Origin of the sequence: Variovorax sp. IB41, from assembly GCF_016405905.1 — a bacterium.
Taxonomy (GTDB): Bacteria; Pseudomonadota; Gammaproteobacteria; order Burkholderiales; family Burkholderiaceae_C; genus Variovorax.
The window spans coordinates 265,813-289,634 of sequence record NZ_JAEFCB010000002.1 but is presented as its reverse complement, the minus strand read 5'-3'; the positions used below and the strand labels follow the sequence as shown (position 1 = coordinate 289,634).

26 protein-coding genes are annotated in these 23,822 nt (G+C 68.7%); 8 read left to right on the top strand and 18 right to left on the bottom strand.

Annotated features, from left to right (window positions below; genetic code table 11):
• Positions 1-7: 7 nt before the first annotated feature.
• From JC881_RS08105 to modB, 5 genes are all read right to left on the bottom strand, one after another.
• Positions 8-1,432 carry a sensor histidine kinase gene (locus JC881_RS08105; RefSeq protein WP_198785205.1) on the bottom strand — a complete coding sequence of 475 codons (1,425 nt, stop codon included), beginning with the start codon at positions 1,430-1,432 and terminating at the stop codon, positions 8-10.
• Positions 1,429-2,088, bottom strand: a complete 660-nt coding sequence (locus tag JC881_RS08100) for a response regulator (protein ID WP_198785204.1) — start codon at positions 2,086-2,088, stop codon at positions 1,429-1,431. Before JC881_RS08100 ends, JC881_RS08105 begins: the two co-directional genes overlap by 4 nt.
• 108 nt (positions 2,089-2,196) lie before the next feature.
• A complete protein-coding gene (locus tag JC881_RS08095) occupies positions 2,197-2,985 on the bottom strand; it encodes an ABC transporter ATP-binding protein (RefSeq protein WP_198785203.1) in 789 nt (262 codons plus the stop codon).
• Complete coding sequence (gene modA / locus JC881_RS08090; protein WP_198785202.1) at positions 2,982-3,743, bottom strand: molybdate ABC transporter substrate-binding protein; 762 nt, start codon at positions 3,741-3,743, stop codon at positions 2,982-2,984. The genes JC881_RS08095 and modA overlap by 4 nt, the downstream gene beginning before the upstream one ends.
• Before the next feature lie 31 nt (positions 3,744-3,774).
• A complete protein-coding gene (gene modB, locus JC881_RS08085; RefSeq protein WP_042580546.1) occupies positions 3,775-4,458 on the bottom strand; it encodes a molybdate ABC transporter permease subunit in 684 nt (227 codons plus the stop codon).
• Positions 4,459-4,575: 117 nt separating this feature from the next.
• On the opposite strand from modB, the gene JC881_RS08080 reads away from it, so the two are divergent.
• The gene (locus JC881_RS08080; protein ID WP_198785201.1) at positions 4,576-4,815 is read left to right on the top strand and encodes a hypothetical protein; all 240 of its coding nucleotides are present in this window, start codon (positions 4,576-4,578) and stop codon (positions 4,813-4,815) included.
• A complete protein-coding gene (locus tag JC881_RS08075) occupies positions 4,812-5,492 on the top strand; it encodes a nitroreductase family protein (protein WP_198785200.1) in 681 nt (226 codons plus the stop codon). The genes JC881_RS08080 and JC881_RS08075 overlap by 4 nt, the downstream gene beginning before the upstream one ends.
• On the opposite strand, the gene tsaA is transcribed toward JC881_RS08075, so the two are convergent.
• The 5 genes from tsaA to apbC form a co-directional block, all read right to left on the bottom strand.
• On the bottom strand, positions 5,453-5,947 hold the full coding sequence (gene tsaA / locus JC881_RS08070) for a tRNA (N6-threonylcarbamoyladenosine(37)-N6)-methyltransferase TrmO (RefSeq protein ID WP_198785199.1): 495 nt from the start codon (positions 5,945-5,947) through the stop codon (positions 5,453-5,455). The two genes, JC881_RS08075 and tsaA, sit on opposite strands and share 40 nt — an antisense overlap.
• Positions 5,944-6,291: a winged helix-turn-helix domain-containing protein gene (locus JC881_RS08065; RefSeq protein ID WP_042580543.1), complete on the bottom strand. Its 348-nt coding sequence runs from the start codon at positions 6,289-6,291 to the stop codon at positions 5,944-5,946. Before JC881_RS08065 ends, tsaA begins: the two co-directional genes overlap by 4 nt.
• Before the next feature lie 144 nt (positions 6,292-6,435).
• Positions 6,436-8,091 (bottom strand): OFA family MFS transporter, encoded by a 1,656-nt coding sequence (locus tag JC881_RS08060; RefSeq protein WP_198785198.1) that lies wholly within the window; start codon positions 8,089-8,091, stop codon positions 6,436-6,438.
• Between the two features lie 186 nt (positions 8,092-8,277).
• Complete coding sequence (locus JC881_RS08055) at positions 8,278-9,225, bottom strand: LysR substrate-binding domain-containing protein (RefSeq protein WP_198785197.1); 948 nt, start codon at positions 9,223-9,225, stop codon at positions 8,278-8,280.
• A gap of 81 nt (positions 9,226-9,306) precedes the next feature.
• Positions 9,307-10,398 (bottom strand): iron-sulfur cluster carrier protein ApbC, encoded by a 1,092-nt coding sequence (gene apbC, locus JC881_RS08050; RefSeq protein WP_198785196.1) that lies wholly within the window; start codon positions 10,396-10,398, stop codon positions 9,307-9,309.
• 74 nt (positions 10,399-10,472) lie between these two features.
• On the opposite strand from apbC, the gene JC881_RS08045 reads away from it, so the two are divergent.
• Positions 10,473-11,666, top strand: coding sequence for a patatin-like phospholipase family protein (locus JC881_RS08045; RefSeq protein WP_198785195.1), 1,194 nt, complete (start codon positions 10,473-10,475; stop codon positions 11,664-11,666).
• A 4-nt stretch (positions 11,667-11,670) separates the two neighbouring features.
• Here JC881_RS08045 and JC881_RS08040 read toward each other — a convergent pair whose 3' ends face one another.
• Both JC881_RS08040 and JC881_RS08035 read right to left on the bottom strand, forming a co-directional pair.
• Complete coding sequence (locus tag JC881_RS08040; protein WP_198785194.1) at positions 11,671-12,876, bottom strand: diaminopropionate ammonia-lyase; 1,206 nt, start codon at positions 12,874-12,876, stop codon at positions 11,671-11,673.
• 31 nt (positions 12,877-12,907) lie between these two features.
• Complete coding sequence (locus JC881_RS08035; protein ID WP_198785193.1) at positions 12,908-14,077, bottom strand: M20 aminoacylase family protein; 1,170 nt, start codon at positions 14,075-14,077, stop codon at positions 12,908-12,910.
• Between the two features lie 82 nt (positions 14,078-14,159).
• Between JC881_RS08035 and JC881_RS08030 the strand changes: the two genes are divergently transcribed.
• Positions 14,160-14,639: an Lrp/AsnC family transcriptional regulator gene (locus tag JC881_RS08030; RefSeq protein WP_198785192.1), complete on the top strand. Its 480-nt coding sequence runs from the start codon at positions 14,160-14,162 to the stop codon at positions 14,637-14,639.
• A 21-nt stretch (positions 14,640-14,660) separates the two neighbouring features.
• Here the strand turns inward: JC881_RS08030 and JC881_RS08025 are convergent, their stop codons facing one another.
• Genes JC881_RS08025 through JC881_RS08005 form a run of 5 tightly spaced genes read right to left on the bottom strand, consistent with a single transcriptional unit; the run spans position 14,661 to position 17,815 of the window.
• On the bottom strand, positions 14,661-15,029 hold the full coding sequence (locus tag JC881_RS08025) for a hypothetical protein (RefSeq protein ID WP_198785191.1): 369 nt from the start codon (positions 15,027-15,029) through the stop codon (positions 14,661-14,663).
• Complete coding sequence (locus JC881_RS08020; protein WP_198785190.1) at positions 15,026-15,268, bottom strand: hypothetical protein; 243 nt, start codon at positions 15,266-15,268, stop codon at positions 15,026-15,028. Before JC881_RS08020 ends, JC881_RS08025 begins: the two co-directional genes overlap by 4 nt.
• Positions 15,269-15,316: 48 nt before the next feature.
• Positions 15,317-16,003, bottom strand: a complete 687-nt coding sequence (locus JC881_RS08015) for a YceH family protein (RefSeq protein WP_198785189.1) — start codon at positions 16,001-16,003, stop codon at positions 15,317-15,319.
• A 50-nt stretch (positions 16,004-16,053) separates the two neighbouring features.
• On the bottom strand, positions 16,054-16,761 hold the full coding sequence (locus JC881_RS08010; RefSeq protein ID WP_198785188.1) for a phosphodiester glycosidase family protein: 708 nt from the start codon (positions 16,759-16,761) through the stop codon (positions 16,054-16,056).
• A 22-nt stretch (positions 16,762-16,783) separates the two neighbouring features.
• On the bottom strand, positions 16,784-17,815 hold the full coding sequence (locus JC881_RS08005) for an isocitrate/isopropylmalate dehydrogenase family protein (RefSeq protein WP_198785187.1): 1,032 nt from the start codon (positions 17,813-17,815) through the stop codon (positions 16,784-16,786).
• A 208-nt stretch (positions 17,816-18,023) separates the two neighbouring features.
• Between JC881_RS08005 and metG the strand changes: the two genes are divergently transcribed.
• A complete protein-coding gene (metG, locus tag JC881_RS08000) occupies positions 18,024-20,120 on the top strand; it encodes a methionine--tRNA ligase (protein WP_198785186.1) in 2,097 nt (698 codons plus the stop codon).
• Positions 20,121-20,124: 4 nt separating this feature from the next.
• Here the strand turns inward: metG and JC881_RS07995 are convergent, their stop codons facing one another.
• Positions 20,125-20,796 (bottom strand): GntR family transcriptional regulator, encoded by a 672-nt coding sequence (locus JC881_RS07995; protein ID WP_198785185.1) that lies wholly within the window; start codon positions 20,794-20,796, stop codon positions 20,125-20,127.
• 58 nt (positions 20,797-20,854) lie between these two features.
• Between JC881_RS07995 and JC881_RS07990 the strand changes: the two genes are divergently transcribed.
• The 3 genes from JC881_RS07990 to JC881_RS07980 are packed head-to-tail and all read left to right on the top strand — an operon-like array spanning position 20,855 to position 23,801.
• A complete protein-coding gene (locus JC881_RS07990; protein ID WP_198785184.1) occupies positions 20,855-21,610 on the top strand; it encodes an enoyl-CoA hydratase/isomerase family protein in 756 nt (251 codons plus the stop codon).
• Between the two features lie 38 nt (positions 21,611-21,648).
• A complete protein-coding gene (locus tag JC881_RS07985) occupies positions 21,649-22,620 on the top strand; it encodes a Bug family tripartite tricarboxylate transporter substrate binding protein (protein ID WP_198785183.1) in 972 nt (323 codons plus the stop codon).
• The gene (locus JC881_RS07980; protein ID WP_198785182.1) at positions 22,617-23,801 is read left to right on the top strand and encodes a CaiB/BaiF CoA transferase family protein; all 1,185 of its coding nucleotides are present in this window, start codon (positions 22,617-22,619) and stop codon (positions 23,799-23,801) included. The genes JC881_RS07985 and JC881_RS07980 overlap by 4 nt, the downstream gene beginning before the upstream one ends.
• The last annotated feature ends 21 nt before the right edge of the window (positions 23,802-23,822 follow it).

The window sequence follows — 23,822 nt, the reverse complement described above, 5'->3', positions numbered from 1 at the left end:
TTCAGGTTCAGCCGCGCGTCGCGGCGCGTGCAGGTGCAGCAGGTGCAGCCGCGCGCTCCGGCGCATGCAGGTGCACCCGCGCGAGCAGCCCGAGGACCGCGCCGCGCTCGTCCCTGCGGTTGTCCAGCACGATGCGCATGCCGTTGCGCTCGGCCGCCATCTGCGCGATGGCCAGGCCCAGGCCGCTGCCTTCGGCCGCGGTGCCGGGCACGCGGTAGAAGCGGTCGAAGGCGCGCTCCAGCGCCTCGGGCGGAATGCCGGGGCCGTTGTCCACCACGTCGACCACCGGCCGCCCGCCCGCCGCATGCAGCCGCACGTCGACGACGCCGCCTTCGGGCGAATGGCGCAACGCGTTGTCGATCAGGTTGCCGAAGATGCTGCGCAGCTCCGCGGGCGGTGCGTTCACCGTCGCGCTCGTCTCACCGTCGAAACCGATGTCGATGCGGCGCCGGTCGGCAATCACCATCAGCTGCGCGATGCTGTCGCGCAGCACCGAGGCCACGTCCAGCGGCACCGCCGGCTCGCGCGGTGCGTGGCTCTCCTGGTGCGACATGCGCAGCAGCTGCTCGATGAGGTGCTGGGCGCGCGTCACGCCGCCCTTCAATTGCGTGTAGTGCTCCGCGGCGCGTTCGCCGGGCACCTCGGCGCGCATGTTGTCCAGCTGCAGGCCGAGGGCGGCGATGGGCGTGCGCAGCTCGTGCGCGGCGTCCTGCACGAAGCGCCGCTGCGCGGCGAAGGCCTGGCGCAGGCGCAGGAGCAGGCTGTTGAAGGCTTCCACCAGCGGCGCGATCTCGTCGGGCACGTGGGACACCGAGAGCTCCGACAGGCTGCGCTCGTCTTTTGCCGCCACATCGAGCGCCACGCTGCGCAGCTTGCGCGACGAGGTCCAGACCACCAGCCACAGCACGGCCAGCGACAGCGGCAGCAGCAAGGCGATGGGCGCGGCCGACTGCAGCGCGCGTCGCTCCACCAGCGCGCGCACGAAGCCGCCGTTCTGGATCACCTGCACGCTGAAGCGCCCGCCTTCGGCCACCGGGCCGGTGGAGTAGACGCGCCATGTCTCGTGGTCCCCGGGGCCGAGCCGCACCACATGCACGCCCTCCCCCGGCTGGCGCCCCACGGCCAGCGACGGCCAGGAGGTGGCCAGCAGCTCGCCCCGCGCGCTCCAGATCTGCACGATGAAGGCGCCGCGCTGGTAGATGCCCTGCCGGTCGCCCGGCTTGAGCACCGGCACATTCTCGTTGCTGGCGTAGGAGTCGGCCAGCGTCTGCATCTGGTCGTCCTTGAAGGTGACGATGAGGCGGTCGTAGCTCGTGTAGGTGAACCACGCCACGCCGATGGCCGCGAGCACGTGCACCAGCACCAGCCAGAGCAGCAGCTTGTTGCGCAGGGACCCCGGCGAATACCAGCGGCGGCTTGACTGGACGCTCATGAATCCACCACGCGCCACCCCAGCCCGCGCACGTTGCGGATGGTGTCGGCACCGAGCTTGCGGCGCATGTTGTGGATGATCACGTCGACCGCGTTGCTCATCACCTCTTCGCCCCAGCCGTAGATGCGGCTCTCCAGCTGCTCGCGCGAGAAGATCGCGCCGGGGCGCTCCAGCATGGCGTGCATCAGCGCGAATTCGCGGGCGGTGAGCACCTCGCGTGTGCCGTTGTGCAGGATCTCGCGCGTGGTGAGGTCCAGCTGCACGTTGCCGCTGCCGATGACGGAGTTCGAGGCGCCGTGCCGCCGCCGCACCACCGCGCGCATGCGGGCCAGCAGTTCGGGCAGTTCGAAGGGCTTGAGCAGGTAGTCGTCGGCGCCCAGGTCCAGCCCCTCGACCCGCTGGCCGAGGCCGTCGCGCGCGGTGAGGATGAGGATGGGCGTGTCGTCCTTCAGGCCGCGCGCGCGGCGCAGCACCTCCAGACCATCCGCCTTGGGCAGGCCCAGGTCGAGCAGCACGCAGCTGTAGTCGCCGTCGGCCATCGCACTCTGCGCGAGCAGGCCGTCGCGCACCCAGTCCACGGCCCAGCCCGACCGCTCCAGGCCGCGGACAAGGCTCTTCCCGATCATTTCGTCGTCTTCGACAAGCAGCGTGCGCACACCGGCCCCCTTTTGTTGGTGCGAGGCGGAAGGTAGCTCAGAACCGTTAGGTCAACGTTAACGCCGAATCGGCCGGGGGGCGAGCCCCCGGACAGCCCCCGATCCAGTTCAGGACTGCACGTCCTGCATCAGGAGGCCGCGCAACTTGCTGCGCAGCGGCGTCTCTTCGACCACCGGCACGCCGGCCACTTCGCGCAGCGCGATGTCGCGGCTCTGGGCGGTGTGCAGGTCGATCTCGCGCACCACCTGGCCGTCCTTGTAGACGAAGGCGACGTCGGCGAGCGCCAGAACGTCCTCGATGTCGTGCGTGATCATCAGCACCGGAATGCCCCACTGGCGGCGCACCTGCGCGAGCTCGTTGCGCAGTTCGTTGCGCAGCATCGGGTTGAGCGCGGCGAAGGGTTCGTCCAGCAGCAGCACCTGCGGCTGGCAGGCCAGCGCGCGGGCGAGCGCCACGCGCTGCTGCTGGCCGCCGGAGAGGTTCTGCGGCCGGCTGTCGGCCAGGGCAGCGAGGCCGAAGCCTTCGAGCAGGGCCTGCACCGTCTCCGCCTCCTTGGGCGGCAGCCGGCGGCGGCGCCATGAGGTCAGGCCGAAGGACACGTTCTCGCGCACCGTGAGGTGCGGGAACAGCGCGTAGTTCTGGAACAGGTAGCCGATGCGCCGCTCGGGCGCCGGCACGTCGATGCGCTGGGCCGCGTCGTAGAGCGTGCGGCCATCGAGCCGCACGTGGCCCGCCGAGGGCTGCAGCAGGCCGGCGATGGCCTGCAGCGTGAGCGACTTGCCCGCGCCCGAGGGGCCGTAGAGCGCGGCGAAGGGAACGTCGGTCTGAAAGCGCGCGGCCAGGTCGAAGCGGCGCGCCCCGTCCTTGACCGTGAGCTTCAGATCGACGTCGATCATGGCTTGCCGAATCCGTAGCGGGCGAGCACTTGCTGCGCGGCGTCGGTCGCGAGGAAGGCGAGGAAGTCGCCGGCCACGGCCTTCTGCTTGCTCTCGGCCACCACCGCGATCGGGTAGGTCACGGGGCTGCTGCCCGAGGGCGAGAGCACGATCCTGACCTTGTCGCCCGCGACCGCCGCATCGGTGCGGTAGACGAAGCCGGCCTCGACCTCGCCGCGGCTCACGTAGTCGAGCACCTGGCGCACGCTGTCGGCCTGCACGAACTTGGGTTCGAGCACGGTCCAGAGGTTCGCACCATCGAGCACCTGCTTGGTGTAGCGGCCGACCGGCACGGTGGCGGTCTTGCCGACCGCGATCTTCTTGACGCTGGCGCCGGTCAGGTCCTGCAGCGACTTGACACCCACGCCGTCTTTGGCGGGCTCGATCAGCACGAGGCTGTTGGTCACGAAGTCCTTGCGGGTGGCGGTGTCGATGAGCTTCTGTTCGACGCCGCGGTTCATGGTTTCCTGGTCGGCGCTGGCGAACACGTCCACCGGCGCGCCCTGCCCGATCTGCTGCAGCAGCACGCCCGAGGCGGCGAAGTTGAAGCGCACGGTGGCGCCGGGCTTGGCGGCCTCGAACTTCGGGCCGATTTCCTTGAACGCGTCGGTCAGGCTCGCGGCCGCGGACACGGTGATCTGCTGCGCGGCGGCGGCCAGCGGCAGGGCCAGAGCCACCCCTAGGGAAAAGGCGACGGACAAGAGGCGGAATGAGCGCATGGGTATCTCCCGGGATTATTGAAGAACGAAATCAGCGAAGCGAGAAGAAACGGTTCGACAGCACGAGCACCGTGATCGACAGCACCGAAGTCACGATCACCAGCAGCAGCGCGAGGTCGTCGTGCCCGGCCTGCACCGCGTCGTAGATGGCCATCGAGAGCGTCTGGGTCTGCTTGGGGATCGAGCCGGCCACCATCAGCGAGGCGCCGAACTCGCCCATGGCCCGCGCGAACGCGAGCAGCGTGCCGGCCAGGATGCCGGGCCAGGCGAGCGGCAGCGTCACGCGCAGGAACACCGAGAACGGCGACTGGCGCAGCGTGCTGGCGGCGGCCTCGAGCGAGCGGTCGACGTTCGCAAACGCCGCGCTGGCCGACTTGAGGACCAGCGGCAGCGCGACCACAGCGGAGGCCACCACGGCGCCGTGCCAGCTGAAGATGATGGTGTAGTCCAGGTGCTCGCGCAGCCACGCGCCCAGCGGGCTGCGGCGGCCGGCCGCGACCAGGATGGCGTAGCCGATCACCGTGGGCGGCAGCACCAGCGGCAGCATGAACACGGCCTCCAGCACGGTGCGGCCGAAGAAGCGCTTGCGCGCGAACACCCAGCCCAGCGCCACGCCCGCGATCAGCGCCAGCACGGTCGCGACCGCCGCGACCTTCAGCGACAGGACCAGGGGCGACCAGTCGGTCGAGGCGATGAGTGAGCTCGTCGTGTTCATGAAAATACGGCGCGATTGTTACACGGTGAGCCCTAAGGTTCTCACGGGGGTGCGCGAATCGCGCAGTCTTCATATACTGGTGAACATAGCGTTGCACACCTGTCAACCTGCAAGCCCATGCGCCCTTCCCCCCACGACACCGTCGTCCGTTCGATCTCCGGCAGGCCGGAGCTTCGCCACGTGACGCAGGTGCAGGAATGGCGCATCGAGCGCGCGATGGACTCCGACGGCTTCGTGATCTCCATCATCGCGCCCGGGGGCGAGAGCCAGTCTTTTCTCGTCGCGCAGGCCGATGCGCACGACATCGGCGAGGTCCTGCGCCGCAAGGCCGTGTGGGTCGACCGCCAGGAGCAATGACTGCGATGTGGCGGCACATGACGGGTGCGGAGCGCATCCTCGAGGTCCTGCTGACGCGGCGCTCGGTGTCGCCGCGCCGGCTGCAGCAGCCCGGCCCCAACCCCGACGAGCTCGACGGCATCCTGCAGGCGGGCCTGCGCGCGCCCGACCACGGCGGGCTGCATCCGTGGCGCGTGATCGAGTTCCGCCCGCAGAACCGCGAGGCGCTGGCCTGGTGCTTCGAGCAGGAGAAGCTCAGGCGCGATCCGCTCGCAAGCCCCTCCGACCTCAAGCGTGCGCGCGAACACGCCACGCGGCCGCCGCTGTTGCTGGGCTTCGTGGTGTCGCCGCGCGAGCGCAGCAAGATCCCGGGCCGCGAGCAATGGCTCTGCGCGGGCGCGGCGCTGGGCAACATCCTCGCCGCGGCGCACCAGTTGGGCTACGGCGCGATCGTGCTGAGCGGCGAGCGCTGCTTCGACCAGACGCTGGCACGGCAGGTGGGCGTGCAGCCCGGCGAATACCTGGCGGGCTTCGTCAGCGTGGGCACCATCCAGGAAGCGCCGCCGCAGGCGCGCGAGACGCTCTCGCAGGACGTGTGGTCGTGCTGGCAGGGCACCGACCTGGCGACGGGCCAGGACGCCCTCCCGGCCCCGCCTGATCAGCCCATCCTGCCGTCGGACCGGATGCCCGGCAGCTGATCGAGCCTGGCGCCGAACCAGCCGACGCGCTCGGTCTCGCGCACGTCGAAGCGCGGCACGTAGGGCTTGATGTCGAGCACGGGCGTGCCGTCCATCATGTCGTTGCCGCTGAAGTGCAGCGTCGTGCCTTCCACCGACACCAGCCGCACGATCGACAGGCCCAGCCGGTTCGGCCGCGCCGGCGCGCGCGTGGCGAAGACGCCGTGCGATGCGTCGTCCAGAAAGGGCACCACCTCCAGCCGTTCGTGCGCGCACCGGTGCAGGTGGGTGATGAGGATCAGGTAGTCGAAGCCCTCGATGTCCCGAAGGCCCGGGGCGAACTCTGCGAAGACCTCCAGGTGCCCCGGCTCGTCGGGCGCGCCGGCCGTCTGGATCGGCATGCCGGTGGCCTCGGTGAAGCGGCTGCGCACCACGCCGACGGGGCGGCAGACGACGGGGTCGGCGGAAGCGGTCATGGCGCCAGCAGCCGCGTCAGCGCGCGGATGTCGGCCGCGGTGGCCAGCTTGGCGGCGTTCTCGATCGCCCGGTAGTGCTTGACGATTTCCTCGCCCACCGGCGTGAGCGCCGTGCCGCCGCCGCGCGAGCCGCCGGCGGCCGTGTTCACCGCGGGCGAGGTCAGGGCCTTGTTCATCTCGTCCACCAGCATCCAGGCCCGGCGGTACGACATGCCCAGCAGGCGGGCGGCCGCGGAGATCGAACCGGTCTCGGCCACGGCCTCGAGCACGGCGATCTTGCCGGGGCCGATGGCGATGGTGTCGTCCCGATAGACGCGCAGGCGGAACTGGACTTTGGATTTCATCGTGGCGCGAAGGGTAAACCATCCGCCACCATCAGCGCTATGTCGGCCGGGAAACGGCGATGCGGCCGGCGGGTGTGAACCCGGCCGGCCGCATCGTCAGCGGGAAGCCGCGTGTCGGCTCGTCACGGAGAGCCGCGTGTCGGCTCAGTGGAAGAACTTCGCCGCGCTGATGAGCGTCTTGTAGACGCCCCACGCGAGCGGAATGCCCACGGCCGCCCAGGCCAGCACCACGACTGCGGGGCTCACCGTGTCGGCGCGGCCCGAGCCGCTGCCCACTTCGGCCGCCGAGGCCTTCTCGTGCGCGAGCTTCTTCTCGATGGCCAGCTCGGCCTCCGTCATGAAGTGCTTGTCGGCCACCGGGCGCACCAGCAGGTTGGCGATGAAGCCGATCGCCAGCATGCCCACCAGGATGTACATGGTCTGGTTGTAGACCTGCTCGCGCGGCAGGCCCAGGCCCAGCTGGTATTCGCGCATGTAGTTCACCACCACCGGGCCGAGGATGCCGGCCGTGGCCCACGCGGTGAGCAGGCGGCCGTGGATGGCACCCACGAACTGCGTGCCGAAGAGGTCGGCCAGGTACGCCGGAACGGTCGAGAAGCCGCCGCCGTACATCGACACGATGATGCAGCACGCCCCCACGAACAGCAGCTTGCTGCCCGCGCCGGCCGACGAGGGAATGCTCGCGTACAGGATCGCGCCGAGCACGAAGAACACCGTGTAGGTGAGCTTGCGGCCCAGCTTGTCCGAGAGACTGGCCCACACGAAGCGCCCGCCGATGTTGAAGAGCGACAGCAGCGCGGTGAAGCCGCCGGCCACCACGGCGATCGCCGCGAGCTGCACCTTGTCGAGTTCGCCGAATTTCTGCGACACGCCGATGAGCGCGCCGCCGAACACTTCCTGCAGCATCGGCGAGGAGATGCCGATCACGCCGATGCCGGCGCTCACGTTCATGCACAGCACCAGCCACACGAGCCAGAACTGGGGAATGCCCCAGACCTTCTTCACGTGCACGTGGCGCTGCGTGATCATGGCGTTGCTGCTTTGTGCCACGGGCGGCGTCCAGCCGGCCGGCTTCCAGCCCGAGGGCGGCACGCGGTAGCCCAGCGCGCCGGCCATCATGAAGACGAAGTAGCCCAGCGCCATCACGACGAAGGTCTGCATCACGCCCACGTCGGTGGGGGTGGAGAAACGCTTCATCAGGTCGACTGCGAGCGGCGAGCCGATCATCGCGCCGCCGCCGAAGCCCATGATGGCCATGCCGGTGGCCATGCCGCGGCGGTCGGGGAACCACTTGATCAGCGTGCTCACCGGCGAGATGTAGCCCAGGCCGAGGCCGATGCCCCCGATCACGCCCGAGCCGAGGATCATCAGCCAGAACTGGTGCAGGTGGATGCCCAGCGCCGACAGCAGCATGCCGCCGCACCAGCACACGGCCGACACCACGCCGGCCTTGCGCGGACCCGCGCGTTCGAGCCAGCCGCCCCACAAGGCCGCCGAGCAGCCCAGGAACACGAAGAACAGCGTGTACATCCAGCCGAGCGTGGCCACGCGCCAGTCGCAGGTGGTGGTGAAGAGTTCGGCGAAGAAGCTCACGTCCTTCGCGCAGGCGGTGCCGGTGCCGGCCGTGCCGAGCGTCTTGGACAGCGGCAGCCAGAACACCGAGAAGCCATAGGCCATGCCGATGCACAGGTGGATGGCCAGTGCGGCCGGGGGAACCAGCCAGCGGTTGAAACCGGGGCCCGCGATGATGCGTTCTTTATCGAGGAAGCCGGGTTGCTGCTGCACCCCGTCTCCAGCCATGCGTTCTCCATCGAGAACGCCCGCAGTTGAGCCTGCCATATTTCTCCTTGTTCGCCGGACGAGTAACTTTTGTGTTGAATCCGGGCCGCGGAGTGTGTCTGAACGTTTTACACGCCGTCAAATTCGATCGGCGCATGAGTCGATTCAATAACTAAATGCCCGGCCCGGAGATGGAGAGGGGCGCGCTCAGTCGCCGCCGAGCGTCCCGCTGTGCAGGCGCACCTGCTCGGCCCATTCGGGCGTCTGCAGGAAGGCCAGCGCCGCATCGAGCGCGCGCGAAGAGCGCACGCCGTCCTGCGTCATGAAGCCGATGGGCGTGCGCACCTCGGGCGCCACCAGCGGCAGCGCCTCCAGCTCGCGGTGGCTGCGCACGGCCGCGACCATCGCGCCCGGCAGCACGCTGCTGACAGTGCCGGCGCTCACTGCGAGCGTGAGCGTGAGCACCGAGTTGGTCTCGATGGCCGGCGTCACCGGCACGCCGGCCTCGCGCAGGGCCTGGTTCATGATCGCGCGGTTGTGCATGTCGGTGGTGAGCAGGCACAGCGGCAGCTTGCCGGCCTCGGCCCAGGTGATGGGCTGGCCGATGCGCAGCTCGTCCGTCGACGGCGTCCTGGCGCGCCGCAGCAGGAAGTAGTGCTCGATGCTCTGCGGCCACGCCGTGAGCTTGATGCCCGGCAGGTGCATGCGCTCGGTGTAGCCGAGGGCCAGATCGATCGAGAGGCTTTCGAGCCCGGTCTCCAGCTCCTGCGAACTCATCGACAGCACCGCCGGCACGATGCCCGGGTGGCGCTGGTGCAGCATGGCCGCGAAGCGCGACAGGATCGGAATGGCGGTGGGCACCGCGGCCATGCGCAAGCGGCCGTGCGGGTTGTCCACGTCGCTGCGCAGCTCCTGCAGCAGCACCTCGTTGTCGCGCAGCATGCGCTGCGCCGTGGCGAGCACGCGCTCGCCCTCGTGCGTGAGGCCCACGTACACGCGGGCGCGCTTGACGATCACCACGCCGAACTCGGTCTCCAGCGCCCGCAGCGCGTTCGACAGCGCGGGCTGCGTGATGTGGCAGGCCTGCGCGGCGCGGCCGAAATGCTTGTGCTCGCTCAGGGCGACCAGGTAGCGCATCGAGGCGAGCAGGTTCATTCCCGGCCCTCCGAACGACGCACCTCAGACACGACCGGGCGAATCAAAGGCAAACGCAAACGCAAACGCGCATTCCGGGTTTCAGGTGTTCTTGCTGATCGAGATGGTCGGGAACTTCGAGGAGAAATCCTTCGCCTTCTCCGAAATGCCCACGGCCACCTGGCGCGCCACCGCCTTGTAGATGCCGGCCACGTCGCCCTCAGGGTCGGCCACCACGGTGGGGGCGCCGCTGTCGGCTTGCAGGCGGATCTTGATGTCCAGCGGCAGCGCGCCGAGGTATTCCATCTGGTATTCGGCCGCCATCTTCTTGCCGCCGTCGCTGCCGAAGATGTGCTCGGCATGGCCGCAGTTCGAGCAGATGTGCACCGCCATGTTTTCCACGATGCCCAGGATCGGCACGCCGACCTTCTCGAACATCTTGATGCCCTTCTTGGCATCGAGCAGCGCGATGTCCTGCGGCGTGGTGACGATCACCGCGCCGGTCATCGGCACGCGCTGGCTCAGCGTGAGCTGGATGTCGCCGGTGCCCGGGGGCATGTCGACGATGAGGTAGTCGAGGTCTTTCCAGTTGGTCTGGCGCAAGAGCTGCTCCAGCGCCTGCGTGGCCATCGGGCCGCGCCAGATCATGGCCTGGTCCTGGTCGACCAGGAAGCCGATGGACATCACCTGCACGCCGTGGCGCTGCATGGGTTCCATGGTCTTGCCGTCGGGGCTGTCGGGGCGGCCTTCGATGCCCATCATCATGGGCTGGCTCGGGCCGTAGATGTCGGCGTCCAGGAGGCCGACGCTCGCGCCTTCCGCGGCCAGCGCCAGCGCCAGGTTGGCCGCCGTGGTGCTCTTGCCCACGCCGCCCTTGCCCGAGGCCACCGCGATGATGTTCTTGACGTTGGGCATCAGCTGCACGCCGCGCTGCACCGCGTGGCTGATGACCTTGGTGACGATGTTGACCGACACGTTCTCCACGCCCGGCACCGTCCTGGCCGCGGCCACCAGCGCCTTGCGGATGGCCGCGTGCTGGCTCTTCGCGGGGTAGCCCAGTTCGAGGTCGAACGACACGTCGCCGTCGGCGATCTGCAGGTTCTTGAGCGAACGGGTCGCCGCGAATTCTTTGTGGGTGTTCGGGTCTGTGACGCTCTTGAGGGCGCCCATGATCGCGTCTTGGGTGATGGCCATTGATCAAACTCCTGAATGGCGGGTAGTCTAAGGTGCTCCCCAAGCCCTCACCGAACAGCCTGCCAATAACCAAAATGACAGAGACAAGCCCCGCCACCGGCCTTCTGCTCACCGGAGGCGGCGCACGGGCGGCCTACCAGGTCGGCGTGCTCGAAGCCATTGCCGAAATGCGGCGCGCCGCGGGGCCGGCCGCCGGCACGGGCAACCCCTTTCCCGTCATCACCGGCACCTCGGCCGGCGCCATCAACGCGGCGGCGCTCGCTTGCGGCGCGGACGACTTCGACCGCGTGGTGGCGCACATCGCCGAGGTCTGGCGCGGCTTTCGCGCCGAGCAGGTGTACCGCGCCGATTCGCTCTCGGTCATCGGCAGCGGCGCGCGCTGGCGCATGCTGCTGGGGTTCGGGCGCTTCGCGGCCAACTGGATGCGCGTGAAGCCCAAGTCGCTGCTGGACAACACGCCGCTGGCCGACCTGCTGCAGCGCATGGTGCCGCTGGACCGCCTGCCGCAGTTGATGCACGAAGGCCACGTGAAGGCGCTGGCCGTCACCGCATCGAGCTACAGCTCGGGCGAGCACGTCACCTTCTTCGAGGCCGCGGTGCCGATGGAGCCGTGGGTGCGCTCGCAGCGGCTTTCGGTGCGCGACCGCATCACGCACCACCACCTGCTCGCGTCCTCGGCGATTCCCTTCGTGTTTCCGGCGACGGCGCTGCCGATGCAGGGGCACACCGAGTACTTCGGCGACGGCTCGATGCGCCAGTCGGCGCCCATCGCGGCGGCGATCCACCTGGGCGCCGAGCGCATCCTGGTGATCGGCGCGGGCCGCATGCACGAGCCGCGCGAGACCGACGCGCCCAACACGCACAGCGGCTACCCGACGATGGCGCAGATCGCGGGCCATGCACTCTCCAGCATCTTTCTCGATGCGCTGGCGGTGGACATCGAGCGGCTGCGCCGCATCAACCACACGCTGGGGCTGATTCCCGAGGAGGTGCGCGCGTCGAGCGCGCTGCGCCCGCTGGACCTCTTGGTGATCTCGCCCTCGGAGCGCCTGGACGTGATCGCGGCGCGCCATGTGGATTCGCTGCCCGGCGCGGTGCGGCACCTCCTGGGCGGCTCGAAGGTCGCGGCCGACGTGAAGGGCGGCGCGCTCGCGAGTTACCTGCTGTTCGAATCGGGCTACACGCGCGAGCTGATGGCGCTCGGGCGGGCCGATGCGATGAAGCAGCGCGACGAGGTGCTGCGGTTCTTCGGCTGGAACGCGGCTTGAAAAACTAGAGCCGCGTCGGCGCACCCTGCCTGCGCAAGACATCGTCGGCATCGAGCCCGACGAGATCGCGGTACACCGAAGGCGCGGTCGCGCCCTCGGTGCTGATCAGCAGCACCTTCGAGCGCACATCGAGACGCACCTTTCGCCACAGGTCGTCCGACAGCGTGAGCACACGCAACGCCGCGATGCCCGCCGCGCCCGATTCGCCGCTCACGATGGGGCTGTCGTGCGCCGAGCCCCGGGCCAGCAGGCACATCGCCTCGACCGCGTCGCCGTCCTCGATGGTGAGGAAGGCATCGACCGAGGGCGCGAGAAAGCGCCAGGCCAATGGCGATGTTTCGCCGCACGCGAGGCCCGCCATCACCGAATCGACGCTGCCCGTGGCGTTCGACGCATGGCCGTTGAGCGCGCTCTGCATCAGGCAGTCGGCCTGGCGCGGCTCGACGACGATGAGGGTCGGGCGCTTCTCGCCGTACTGCTCCCACAGGTAGCTCGCCACGCCCGCGGCCAGCCCGCCGACGCCGCCCTGCAGGATCACGTGCGAGAACATCGCCGTGCCCTCCTGCTGCTCCATCACCTCGTCGGCCAGGATGCCGTAGCCCTGCATCACGTCGCGCGGAATGTCTTCGTAGCCTTCGTAGGAAGTGTCGGAGACGACCTGCCAGCCGTTCTCCTTCGCCAATGCGGCCGCGTGCGCGACCGAGGCGTCGTAGTTGCCCTCGATGCGCACGATCTCCGCGCCGAAGGCCGCGATGGCGGTTTCGCGCTCCACGCTCACATGCCGGTGCAGCACGATCACGCAGCGCACGCCGATGCTTTGCGCCGCGGCGGCCAGCGCGCGGCCGTGGTTGCCGTCGGTGGCGCTGATGACGACCAGCGACTGGAGCGCAGCCGCATGCGCGCCGCGCAGCACGGCCACCGGGTCCCACGCGGCGTGGGCCCGCAAAATGAGCCGCACCAGCGCGGCCGGCGCGCCCAGCGCCTTGAAGCTGCCGAGCGACGAGCGCTTGGATTCGTCCTTCACGAAGATGCCCGCCACGCCCAGCGCCTCTGCCATGTCGGGCAGTTGCCAGAGCGGCGTGGGTTCGGGCGCGAGCAACGGCCAGCGCGAGAGCCAGGCGCGCGTGCGCCGGGCCTCGGCGATGCTGAGGATGTCGCGAAGCTCGCCGGGATAGGCGCCGCGGGTGGCGTTCTTGTTGATGACCAGCATGGGGAAAAAGAAAAAGGGGTTGTCCTGTCGGTCAGCGCGGAAGGCGCAGGCGGACGATTTCCGCGAAGTAACGGGCGCCCGTCGCGAGCACCTCGTCATTGAAGTCGTAGCTGCCGTTGTGCAGCGGCGTGCTCCCGGGCGCGCCCTCGGCGCCGTTGCCCAGGAACACGAAGGCGCCGGGCACCACTTTCAGGAAGGCGCCGAAGTCCTCCGAAATCATCATCGGCGCCACGTTGGCATCGACGTTCTCCGCGCCAACGACCGCGGTGGCTGCGGCCACCGCGACGGGCACGCAGTCGGCCCAGTTCACCGTGGGCGCGAACTCGTGCGTGTAGCTGAACTCGCAGCCGGCGCCGTGCATGCGGCAGATGCCTTCGCTGATCTCGCGCATGCGCGCGGCCAGCATCTTCTGCACCTGGGGGTCGTAGCTGCGCGTGTCGCCCTTGATGACCACGTTCGAGGGAATCGCGTTGCGGATGCCGTCGGTGATGAACTCGGTGCACGAGACCACCGCCTGCGCGCCCGGGTCGAGCGTGCGCGAGACGATGGCCTGCAGCGCGAGCACGATCTGCGCGCCGATGACGATGGGGTCGATCCCCATGTGCGGCCGCGCGGCATGCGTGCCGCGGCCCTTCACGTGGATGACGAAGTTGTCCTCGCTGGCCATGAGGCCGCCCGTGCGCGTGGCGATCGTGCCCGCGCGCATGCCGGGCATGTTGTGCAGGCCGTAGATCTCGTCGACCGGAAAGCGCGTGAAGAGGCCGTCGTCCATCATGGCTTTCGCGCCGCGGCCGTGCTCCTCGGCCGGCTGGAAGATGAAGCGCACGGTGCCGTCGAAATCCTGGCGCTCGCGCAGGAGGCGCGCCGCGCCCAGCACGATCGACATGTGGCCGTCGTGGCCGCAGGCGTGCATCTTTCCGGGGGTGGCCGAAGCGTAGGCGCGGTCGGTCGGCACCTCGGTGATGTTCAGCGCGTCCATCTCGGCGCGCAGGCCGACGACGCCCCGGCCGTTGCCGACTTTCAGGTTCGCCACGAGCCCCGTGCCGCCGATGCCGGTGTGCACCTCCAGGCCCAGCGCCTTCAGCACGCCGATGACGAAGGCAGAGGTCTTCGCTTCCTCGAAGCCGGTCTCGGGCATCGCGTGCAACTGGCGGCGCCATCCCGCAAGCTGGTCGCGCAGGGGCTCATCGGGGAATTTCATGGCGCGATGCTATTGACAATGCCGCGATACGGGCACGCAAAATCGGGCCCTTCCACGCAACGTTTTTGCGTCACACACCGCCATGCCCTCTCTCGACGCCCAGGACCTTCGCCTGCTGGAGCTGATCCAGGCCAACAGCCGCATGTCGCAAAGCGAACTCGGCGAGCGCATCCACCTGTCGACGGCCGCCGTCAACCGGCGGCTCAAGCGCATGCGCGACGACGGCGTGATCCAGCGCTACGGCGCGGTGCTGGCGCCCGCCGCGCTGGGGCATCCGCTGTCCATCGTGGCCGAGGTGGAGGTCGAGAGCGAGCGCATCGACCTGCTCGATGCGATGAAACAGAGTTTCAGGGACTGCCCGCAGGTGCAGCAGTGCTACTACGTGACGGGCGAGTGGGACTTCATCCTGATCCTCGTCGTGCAGGACATGGCCCAGTACACGACGCTGAGCCGAAAGCTCTTCTTCCAGAGCAACAACGTCAAGCGCTTTCGCACGCTGGTGACGATGGACCCGGTGAAGGTCAGCGTGGACGTGCCGGTGCGGCCGGAGCCGGTGGCGTAGGCCGCGACGCTGCCGCGCGCGTCAGGAAGAGAGCCCCAGGAGCACCGCGATGCCCGTGATGAACCAGCTCGCGGTCGTCGCGTGGGCCGCGCTTTCCCTGGAGATCGGCCACAGCTTCGCGCGCTTCCATGCGCGCAGGTTCGAGGCCACGGCCAGCACCAGCCCGCAGAGGAAGACCACGGCGGAATAGGACGAGGGCCAGCCGACGGCGGCGATCAGCGAGACCACGAGGATCAAGGCCCCTGCTGCCCAGATGCCGCTGGTAGTGCTCGCAAGAACATGGCAAAGACCGCCGCAGGCTTCGCACGTCGCAGGCGCGGCGCGGCTGGACCAGCGTTTGGCGAGGCCGGTGATGCCGGGCTTCTTGCAATGCGGGCAGGTGTACTTCATAGGAAGACGAGCGCCACGATCACTGTCAGGATGATGGCCAGCGGGATGAGGCCACCCAGCCGCGTGAGGCAACCGAGCATGAACAACGGCACCCATCCCGCAAATTCACGGAGGTGACCGGCCAGGCGATGACCCCGGGGCAGCGTGGCGGCAACGGCCAGCGAGACCACGATGAGCCCGACGCCCGCGGCAAGAAAAATAGCCAGGCAGGTGAAGATGAGCGAGACCGGAGGTTTCATGTGCTGCGCAAGATAACGCAGTTCAAGTGCAACGCAAAACCGGCGCGGTCAGCCGGCCTCGGAAATCCCGAGCTCCGAACACACCCGCCCCACCAGCGCCTTCAGCGACGCCAGTTCGGCTTCGAGCCGCGCCACATTGGCCTTGAGTGCCGCGACTTCGCCGAGCGATGCATCGTGCGAGCCGTACGAACCGTCGCCCGATGCGCCGGCCGGCCCCGCGACCTCTTCCGCCAGCTGCCCGCTCAGCAGGTGCGCCCAGCGGCTCTCGCGCGCGCCGGGCAGCCGCGCCAGCTTGACCACCAGCGCGCCGGCCGGCCGCTCCGAGAGCTCGTCGAGAAAGCCCTCGACCGAGGAGATGTCCGCGAAGTTGTGCATGCGGTCGCAGGCGATGCGCAGTTCGCCGGCCGTCTGCGGCCCGCGCAGCATCAGCACGGTGAGCAGGATCACCGACTGCGAGGGAATGCGCAGCACGCGGTCGATGTTGTGCTCGTAGCGGAACGCGCGGCCGCCGCTGCTTTCGGCCACGAGGCTGTAGCCCTTGAGGCTGTCGATGGCCGACTGGATCTGCGACTCGGTGAGTTCGAGCACCGGGTTGCGGCTGGTCTTCTGGTTGCAGCCCGAGACCAGCGAATTGAGCGTGAGCGGATAGCTGTCGGGCACGGTGCGCTGCTTTTCGGCGAGCACGCCGAGCACGCGGGTTTCGAGGAGGGACAGGATGGGCAGCGGTGTGGACATGGCTCAACGACAGGATTCGAAAGTGAAAACACAAGGGGCCGCCGACGGGTTCATGGCGACACCACGCCGAGTATCGGCCCCAGGTCGCGCACGAAGTCGCTGCGGCCCAAGGCCCTGGAGTGCAGCGCCGAGACGGTGCCGTCCAGGTACAGGGCATCGCGGCAGTGCAGCACGTCGCGGAAATAGACCGCGAAATCGTGGAAGTTCACCGGCGTCTCGCTCATCACGAAGATCGCCGTGGGGCCCGATGCGCAGACGCCGTTGCGGATCTTGCGCGAGTCCGAGTCCGGAATGAGCGCCGGGTGCAGCACGCCATGGCGCAGCAGCAGCGGGCCCGATTGCGTGGCCAGCCGCACGCCGCCGCGCCTGGCGAGCGCCGGGTACTCCGAGGATTCGATCACCCGGGGTCCGTCGTCGGTGACGAGGAAAACGCCGTTCGGCTTCAGGAAGAAGTTGCCGGCGCCGCTCGCCAGGTTGAGCGGCGCCTCTTCGCGGCCGTCGCGCACGAAGAGGCCGACCGGCGAAAAGTCCGCGTGGTACATGCCGGCATTGACCGCGAAGACCAGCTGCCGGCCCTGCCCCTTGAGCCAGGCCTCCAGCCGGTCGAAGCGCTTGAACGCGACGCCCGTGTCGTCGTTCAGGAACAGCGCGAGCTTCTCGGTGCGAAGGTCGACCTTCACCACCGTGTAGCGCGGGTCCGCCGCAACGGAGGCGCAGCTCGCAAGGACGACAGCCAGCAGAAGCAGGAGCTTTCTCATGGCCGCGCCTTGCGTCCTCGGATCAACCGCCGTTGATGCGGCTGACCAGCGCCTTCGTGAAGGCCGCGGTGTTCGCCGTGCCGCCCAGGTCGCCGGTGCGCACCTTGTCGATGTTCAGCGTCTGGTCGATGGCCGTGCGCAGGCGCGTGGCCAACTCGGGCATCCTGGTGTGGTCCAGCATCATCGCGGCGGCCAGCAGCAGCGCCGTGGGGTTGGCGATGCCCTTGCCGGCGATGTCGGGCGCCGAGCCGTGCACCGCCTCGAAGATCGCCGCATCGGTGCCGATGTTGGCGCCGGGCGCCATGCCCAGGCCGCCGACGAGGCCCGCCACGAGGTCCGAGAGGATGTCGCCGAACAGGTTGGTCGTCACCAGCATGTCGAACTGCCAGGGGTTGAGCACCAGCTTCATCGCGCAGGCGTCCACGATGATCGAATCGAGCTCGAACTTGCCCTTGTACTTTTCCGCGTAGAGCTGCTCGCCGGTCTCCAGGAACAGGCCCGTCAGCACCTTCATGATGTTGGCCTTGTGCACCAGCGTGACCTTCTTGCGGCCGGTGGCGATCGCCGTCTCGAACGCGTACTCGAGCACGCGGCGGCAGCCCTGGCGGGTGTTGATGCCGGTGGCCATGCCCACGGCGTGCGGGTCGCCGTCGATGCGCACGTAGTGCTCGTGGCCGATGTACAGGCCCTCCAGGTTCTCGCGCACGATCATGAGGTCGATCTTGTCGAAGCGCCCGCCCGGGATGATGGTGCGCGCGGGGCGCAGGTTGGCGTAGAGCTGGAATTCCTCCCGCAGCCGCACGTTCGAGGAGCGGTAGCCGCCGCCCGAGGGCGTCTCCAGCGGGCCCTTCAAGGCCAGGCGCGTGGTGCGGATGCTGTCCAGCGTGGCCTTGGGCAGCGGATCGCCCGAGGCCTTGACGCCGCCCAGGCCCGCGATCTGCGTGTCCCAGGTGAAGGGCGCCTTCAGCGCATCGAGCGCGGCCAGCGTGGCGTCGACGATTTCGGGGCCGATGCCATCGCCGGGAATGAGGGTTGCGGGAATGGGAGTGGTCATCGGCTGCGGCTCGCTTTCTGGCGTTCTGTATCGGGGGTCGAAGCATACGTCGCGCGCGAGACACCCCGCGCTTTCGTGGGTCACTCGCGCCCTCAAACACGGGGCCGGGCACGGGCCGCACGGGGCCACCTAAAATGCCCGGTTCCCGGATGCGCGGCCGCTGGCCGCCTCCGATGCCAGCCAGCCACTCCCGAAAGCGCCCTCCCCGATGTCCGCCCCGCGCAAGCTCTTCGTCACCACCGCCCTGCCGTATGCCAACGGCAAGTTCCATATCGGCCACATGATGGAGTACATCCAGGCCGACATCTGGGTGCGGAACCAGCGAATGAATGGCGCCGAGGTCAACTTCGTCTGCGCCGACGATGCGCACGGCGCGGCCATCACCATCGCGGCCGACAAGGCCGGCGTGACGCCGCAGGCCTTCGTGGCCGAGATCGCCGCGGGCCGCAAGCCTTACCTGGACGGCTACTACATCTCGTTCGACAACTGGCACTCGACCGACGCGCCCGAGAACCACCAGCTCGCGCAGGACATCTACCGCGACCTGCGCGCCGCCGGCCTCATCGAGACCAAGAGCGTGGAGCAGTTCTACGACCCCGAAAAGGGCATGTTCCTGGCCGACCGCTTCATCAAGGGCGAGTGCCCCAACTGCCATTCGAAGGACCAGTACGGCGACAACTGCGAGGTGTGCGGCGCCGTGTACGCGCCCACCGAGCTGATCAACCCCTACTCGGCCCTCTCGGGCGCCAAGCCCGAGCTGCGCAGCTCGGACCACTTCTTCTTCAAGCTCTCGGACCCGCGCTGCGAGGCCTACCTGAAGGAATGGACCGCCGCGCCCGGCCACGTGCAGTCTGAAGTGCAGAACAAGATCCGCGAGTGGCTCTACAAGGACGACGAGGGCAAGGGGGGCCTGGGCGACTGGGACATCAGCCGCGATGCGCCCTACTTCGGCATCGAGATCCCCGATGCGCCGGGCAAATATTTCTACGTGTGGCTCGACGCGCCCGTGGGCTACCTCGCATCGCTCAAGAACCTGCTGGACAAGCGCTGCATCGAACTGGGCGGCGACGGCATCTCGTACACCGAGTACATGGCCGACCCCGACCTGGAGCAGGTGCACTTCATCGGCAAGGACATCATCACCTTCCACACCCTGTTCTGGCCCGCGATGCTGCACTTCAGCGGCCGCAAGGCGCCCGACGCGGTGTACGTGCACGGCCACTTGACGGTGAGCGGCGAGAAGATGAGCAAGAGCCGCGGCACCGGCATCGATCCGCTCAAGTACCTGTCGATCGGGCTGGACCCCGAGTGGCTGCGCTACTACATCGCGGCCAAGCTCAACGGCCGCAACGAAGACATCGACTTCAACCCCGAGGACTTCGTCGCGCGCGTCAACAGCGACCTCGTGGGCAAGTACATCAACATCGCCAGCCGCGCCGCCGGCTTCATCGGCAAGCGCTTCGGCGGCAAGCTGGGCGAGGTGTCGGCCGACGGCGACGCGCTGCTGTTCGCGCTGCGCGATGCGGCCGGCCAAATCCACTCGCTCTACGACGGCCGCGACTACGCCCGTGCGCTGCGCGAGGTGATGGCGCTGGCCGACAAGGTGAACGAATACGTCGACCAGAACAAGCCCTGGGAGCTGGCAAAGAAGGAAGGCGCCGAGGCGCGGCTGCACGACGTGTGCACGGTGTGCATCGAGGCCTTCCGCCTGCTCACGCTGTACCTGAAGCCTGTGCTGCCGGCGCTCGCCGTGAACGTCGAGGCGTTCCTGAAGATCACTCCGCTGGTGTGGTCCGACGCCGCCGAGCCGCTGCCCGTGGGCCATGCGATCGGCGAGTACAAGCACCTGATGCAGCGTGCCGATGCGAAGGTGGTCGACAAGCTGTTCGATGCGCCCGAACCGGTGGCCGCCGCTGCCGCGGAAGCCACGGCGGACGCATTGCCCGGCGGCGAAGCCATCGCACCCACGATCACCATCGACGACTTCGTGAAGATCGACCTGCGTATCGCGAAGATCGTGGCCTGCGAGAAGGTCGAGGGCTCGACCAAGCTGCTGCGCCTGACGCTCGATGCGGGTGAGGGAAAGACCCGCAACGTCTTCAGCGGCATCGCCTCGGCCTACCAGCCCGAGCAGTTCGTGGGCAAGCTCACCGTGCTGGTCGCGAACCTCGCGCCGCGCAAGATGAAGTTCGGCGTGAGCGAAGGCATGGTGCTGGCCGCGAGCCACGGCGACGAAAAAGCCAACCCGGGCATCCACGTGCTCGAACCCTGGCCGGGCGCAACGCCGGGCATGCGCGTGCGCTGAAGCGCTAGCCGAACTTGTTGTTCAGCACGAGGTCGGCAAACACCTTGCCGCCCACCGAGATGTGGTCGCGCATCGCTTCCGCGGCGTTGTCGGCGTGGCCCTTGAGGATCCACTCCACAACCCGTTCGTGCTCCCGCTGTGAGGCGGCCAGGCGCCCCGGCTTCTCGAACATCCGCCCCCGGTAGGCCGCGATGCGCAGGCGCACCGTCTGCGCCTGCTCCACGATGAACGGATTGCCGCTCGCGCGGTAGATCACGTCGTGCAGCGCGGCATTGGCGCACTGGTAGCCCTCTGCATCGTCCGCCTGTGCCACGGCGGCCGTGCCTTCCAGCGCGCGCTGGAGTTCGCTTCGCAAGGCCGGTCCGATGCGCAATGCCGCCAGACGCGCCAGCACCCCTTCGAGTTCGCCGAGCGCTTCCATCATCGCGACGAGCTCGTTGGCCCGCAGCTGGCGCACATAGATGCCGGTGCGCGGAACGATGTCGACCAGCCCGCGCGCGCTCAGCAGCAGCAACGCCTCGCGCACCGGCGTTCGCGAGGCGTTGAAGCTCAGGGCCAGCGCCTTTTCGTCGATGGGCATGCCGGGGGACAGCATGCCTTCCAGGATGTCGTGTTCGAGCCGGCTGCGGATCTGGTCTTGCAGGCTGCTGGTGTCGAGGGTTTTCGCGGGTTGCATGGGAATCCGGATATTAGCTAACCTTACAGATATATCAATTCATCTGTTTGGTACATCAATGCTCCCCTCCCTCGAGATCGACGGCCGCGTCGCCTGCCTGACGCTGCGCCGCCCCAGCGCCGCCAACAAGCTGACGCCGGAGGATCTGCCCGCGCTCATTCGCCACGTGGAGACGGTGAATCGCTCGCCCGACGTGCTGGTGTTGGTCTTGCGCTCCGAAGGCAAATACTTTTCCAGCGGTTACGATATATCAGAGGTGGCCGCCAGCAGCCAGACCGAGGGCAGCAGCTTCGGCGACATGGTCGATGCGCTGGAAAACTGCCGTGCCGTGACCATCGCGGCGGTGCATGGCGGCGTCTTCGGCGGCGCCACCGACCTGGTGCTGGCCTGCGACTTCCGCGTGGGCGTGCGCGCCGCCGAGATGTTCATGCCCGCCGCCCGGCTCGGCTTGCACTACTACCAGAGCGGCATGGAGCGCTATGTGTCGCGGCTCGGGCTCGATATGGCCAAGCGGCTCTTCCTGACCGCCGAAAAGCTCGACGGCCCCGCGATGCGCGACTGCGGATTCCTCACGCAACTGGTCGACGACACGGCGGCGCTCGATGCCGAAGTGCTGCGCCTGCGCACCACGCTCGCCGGCATGGCACCACTCGCACTGCTGGGCATGAAGAAGCACCTGAACCAGATCGCGCGCGGCACCGCCGATGCCGCCGCGATCCTGCGCGAGGTGCAGCGCACCGTCGCCTCCGAAGACCTGGCCGAGGGCGGCCGCGCCTGGCGCGAGAAGCGCCCGCCGGTCTTCAAGGGCCGCTGAGCGCGGCCTCCTCTTTGACCCGACACAGGAGACAACAAGTGAACCCATCCCGAGCCATTTCCTTCGCAGCCGCCGCCCTGCTCGCCTCGGCCGGCGCCTTCGCGGTCACCTACCCCTCGCGCCCGATCACCCTGGTGGTCGGCTTTCCCGCCGGCGGCGGCGCCGACACCGTGGCGCGCATCGTGAGCGACAAGCTCGCCAAGATCCTCGGGCAGCCCGTCATCATCGACAACAAGCCCGGCGCGGGCACCACCATCGCATCGGACCAGGTCGCGCGCGCGGCGCCCGACGGCTACACGCTGCTGCTGGGCAGCGGCAACCTCTACGGCAGCGACAAGCTGCTCTACAAGGCCGTGAAGTACGACGGGGCGAAGAGCTTCGTGCCGATCTCCCGCTGGAGCTCCGCGCCGATGCTGCTCGCAGTCAACAAGGACGTGAGCGCGAAGACCGTGCAGGCGCTGATTGCACAAGCGCGACAGAACCCGGGAAAGCTCGCGTATTCGTCGTCGGGTACCGGCGTGGTGACGCACCTGGCGGGCCTGTCGTTCGAGAAGGCGGCCGGCGTGACCATGCTTCACGTGCCGTACAAGGGCGGGGCTCCTTCGATCCAGGCCGTTGCCGCCGGCGACGTGCAACTGACCTTCGGCACGCCGCCCTCGGTGCTGCCGATGGCTCAGGGCCAGAAGCTGCGCGTGCTGGCCGTCACCTCGGGCCAGCGCTCGCCGCTCTTTCCCGACGTGCCCAGCGTCGCCGAGGCCGGCGTGAAGGGCTATGACTACACCTTCTGGTTCGGCCTTTTCGCTCCGGCGGGCCTGCCGCCGGAGATGGCGCAGAAGCTGTTCGACGCGAGCGTGGCGGCGCTCGGCGATCCCGATGTGAAGGCGCGGCTGGAGAAGTCGGGCAACGAGTCGGCGCCTTCGAAATCGCTCGCGGAATTCCGCGCCTGGGCACTGGCCGAAGGCGCGAAGTCCAGGGAACTCACCGAGCGCTCCGGCGCGAGCGTCGAATGACGCCGGGCACATCTGAGGGCACACCGCAGGGCGGCCCGCTGCGGGGCTTCACCGTGATCGACCTGACGCGCGTGCTCGCGGGCCCCTACTGCACGCTGCTGCTCGCCGACCTGGGCGCGCGCGTCATCAAGGTGGAGCAGCCCGGCCTGGGCGACGACGCACGGCAGATCGGCCCGTTCGTGGAGGGCGACTCGGCCTACTTCATGTCGGTCAATCGCAACAAGGAGTCGATTGCGCTGGACCTGAAGGCGCCGGCCGACCGGGAGATCTTCGAACGGCTCCTGGCCACCGCCGACGTGCTGGTCGAGAACTTCCGGCCCGGCACGATGGAGAAGCTGGGCTATGACTGGCCCACGCTGCACGCGCGCTTTCCGGGGCTCGTGTTCACCTCGGTCTCGGGCTTCGGCCAGACGGGCCCCTACAGCAGGCGCCCCGCCTACGACATGGTGGTGCAGGCGATGGGCGGCATCATGAGCCTGACCGGCCACCCGGGCGCGCCGCCGACGCGCGTGGGCGTGTCGATCGGCGACCTGGGCGCCGGCCTCTACGCGGCCATCGGCACGCAAGCCGCGCTGTTGCAGCGCGGGCGCACGGGCCTGGGCGACCGCGTGGACGTGGCGATGCTCGATTGCCAGGTCGCGCTGCTGGAGAACGCGATATCGCGCATGGAGGCCGACGGGCGCGCGCCGGGCCCCATCGGCTCGCGGCACCCGTCGATCACGCCGTTCGACGTGTTCCGCGCGGCGGACGGCTGGTTCGTGATCGCGGCGGGCAACGATGCACTGTTCCAGCGCCTGTGCACCGCGCTCGACCTGCCGGCGCTGCCCGAAGACGCGCGCTTTGCCACGAATCCCGCGCGCTGCCAGCACCACGAAGCGCTCAAGCAGCTGCTGGAGCAGCGCCTGGCCTCGGCGCCCTGCGCGCACTGGCTGGCGATCCTGATGGCTCACAACATTCCGACCGGCGAGTACAACGACGTCGCCGCGGTGGTGAAAGACCCGCAGGTGCAAGCGCGCGAGATGCTGGTGCAGGTGAAGACGCAGGGCGGCCGGTCGCTCACGGTCGCGGGCAATCCGGTGCATGTGGGCGGGCACCGCACCCAGGTGCTGCGGCAGCCGCCGCGGCTGGACCAGGACCGGGAGGCGATCCTGGCGGAGCTGGCTGGGCTGGTGCAGGACTAGGTTCGAGCGCCGACACGGGTG

Excerpts from the sequence above, each read along its gene's own strand:
- JC881_RS08105 (WP_198785205.1), bottom strand. The coding sequence starts at position 1,432 with ATGAGCGTCCAGTCAAGCCGCCGCTGGTATTCGCCGGGGTCCCTGCGC.
- JC881_RS08095 (WP_198785203.1), bottom strand. The coding sequence starts at position 2,985 with ATGATCGACGTCGATCTGAAGCTCACGGTCAAGGACGGGGCGCGCCGC.
- modA (WP_198785202.1), bottom strand. The coding sequence starts at position 3,743 with ATGCGCTCATTCCGCCTCTTGTCCGTCGCCTTTTCCCTAGGGGTGGCT.
- modB (WP_042580546.1), bottom strand. The coding sequence starts at position 4,458 with ATGAACACGACGAGCTCACTCATCGCCTCGACCGACTGGTCGCCCCTG.
- JC881_RS08080 (WP_198785201.1), top strand. The coding sequence starts at position 4,576 with ATGCGCCCTTCCCCCCACGACACCGTCGTCCGTTCGATCTCCGGCAGG.
- JC881_RS08075 (WP_198785200.1), top strand. The coding sequence starts at position 4,812 with ATGACTGCGATGTGGCGGCACATGACGGGTGCGGAGCGCATCCTCGAG.
- tsaA (WP_198785199.1), bottom strand. The coding sequence starts at position 5,947 with ATGACCGCTTCCGCCGACCCCGTCGTCTGCCGCCCCGTCGGCGTGGTG.
- JC881_RS08065 (WP_042580543.1), bottom strand. The coding sequence starts at position 6,291 with ATGAAATCCAAAGTCCAGTTCCGCCTGCGCGTCTATCGGGACGACACC.
- JC881_RS08060 (WP_198785198.1), bottom strand. The coding sequence starts at position 8,091 with ATGGCTGGAGACGGGGTGCAGCAGCAACCCGGCTTCCTCGATAAAGAA.
- JC881_RS08055 (WP_198785197.1), bottom strand. The coding sequence starts at position 9,225 with ATGAACCTGCTCGCCTCGATGCGCTACCTGGTCGCCCTGAGCGAGCAC.
- apbC (WP_198785196.1), bottom strand. The coding sequence starts at position 10,398 with ATGGCCATCACCCAAGACGCGATCATGGGCGCCCTCAAGAGCGTCACA.
- JC881_RS08045 (WP_198785195.1), top strand. The coding sequence starts at position 10,473 with ATGACAGAGACAAGCCCCGCCACCGGCCTTCTGCTCACCGGAGGCGGC.
- JC881_RS08040 (WP_198785194.1), bottom strand. The coding sequence starts at position 12,876 with ATGCTGGTCATCAACAAGAACGCCACCCGCGGCGCCTATCCCGGCGAG.
- JC881_RS08035 (WP_198785193.1), bottom strand. The coding sequence starts at position 14,077 with ATGAAATTCCCCGATGAGCCCCTGCGCGACCAGCTTGCGGGATGGCGC.
- JC881_RS08030 (WP_198785192.1), top strand. The coding sequence starts at position 14,160 with ATGCCCTCTCTCGACGCCCAGGACCTTCGCCTGCTGGAGCTGATCCAG.
- JC881_RS08025 (WP_198785191.1), bottom strand. The coding sequence starts at position 15,029 with ATGAAGTACACCTGCCCGCATTGCAAGAAGCCCGGCATCACCGGCCTC.
- JC881_RS08020 (WP_198785190.1), bottom strand. The coding sequence starts at position 15,268 with ATGAAACCTCCGGTCTCGCTCATCTTCACCTGCCTGGCTATTTTTCTT.
- JC881_RS08015 (WP_198785189.1), bottom strand. The coding sequence starts at position 16,003 with ATGTCCACACCGCTGCCCATCCTGTCCCTCCTCGAAACCCGCGTGCTC.
- JC881_RS08010 (WP_198785188.1), bottom strand. The coding sequence starts at position 16,761 with ATGAGAAAGCTCCTGCTTCTGCTGGCTGTCGTCCTTGCGAGCTGCGCC.
- JC881_RS08005 (WP_198785187.1), bottom strand. The coding sequence starts at position 17,815 with ATGACCACTCCCATTCCCGCAACCCTCATTCCCGGCGATGGCATCGGC.
- metG (WP_198785186.1), top strand. The coding sequence starts at position 18,024 with ATGTCCGCCCCGCGCAAGCTCTTCGTCACCACCGCCCTGCCGTATGCC.
- JC881_RS07995 (WP_198785185.1), bottom strand. The coding sequence starts at position 20,796 with ATGCAACCCGCGAAAACCCTCGACACCAGCAGCCTGCAAGACCAGATC.
- JC881_RS07990 (WP_198785184.1), top strand. The coding sequence starts at position 20,855 with ATGCTCCCCTCCCTCGAGATCGACGGCCGCGTCGCCTGCCTGACGCTG.
- JC881_RS07980 (WP_198785182.1), top strand. The coding sequence starts at position 22,617 with ATGACGCCGGGCACATCTGAGGGCACACCGCAGGGCGGCCCGCTGCGG.